Annotated in this window: 1 protein-coding gene; it reads right to left on the bottom strand. The window is 56.0% G+C overall.

What is annotated here, in order from left to right:
• Positions 1–394, bottom strand: a 394-nt coding sequence (locus tag MO867_RS22630) for a transposase (protein ID WP_252473380.1), incomplete at its 3' end; no start/stop codon positions are given.
• Positions 395–441: the final 47 nt, after the last annotated feature.

Raw genomic sequence — 441 nt, 5'->3', positions numbered from 1 at the left:
GTATGGACAGCGCCTCTTCCATCTCGCCGGTTGAAACACCCTTCAGGTAAAGCCATGGCAATGCGGCCTCCAGCGAACGGGTTTTGCGTACGTACGGCGGCACCAAAGCTGAGTGGAAAGTTATTGGTTGGCCGTCCTTGCTTCGCACCTTCGGTACTTTCACCTTCACCGGGCCAATCCCGGTTTGTATATCGCGTTCTGGTAGGTAGCCGTTGCGGACTACAGCCGCACGACCATCGTCCAGGTGGCGGTCTTGAAAGTCCTCCATGAAGGTCGACAGCTCTGCCTCCACTGCCTTCTGCAGCAGCTCGCGCGCTCCTCGGCGCAGAAGCTCAGTAAGTGGATCTACTCCCTCCTGTCGACCGGCAAACTCAACAACGGTATTCTTGTCCATAGCGGCGTATTCCTGGTTGGCTTTGTTTGGCAACAACAAATCAACCA

Origin of the sequence: Microbulbifer okhotskensis, assembly GCF_023895975.1 — a bacterium.
Classification (GTDB): Bacteria; Pseudomonadota; Gammaproteobacteria; order Pseudomonadales; family Cellvibrionaceae; genus Microbulbifer; species Microbulbifer okhotskensis.
The sequence above is the reverse complement of the archived record's forward strand: the minus strand, read 5'-3'. Positions and strand labels throughout refer to the sequence as shown.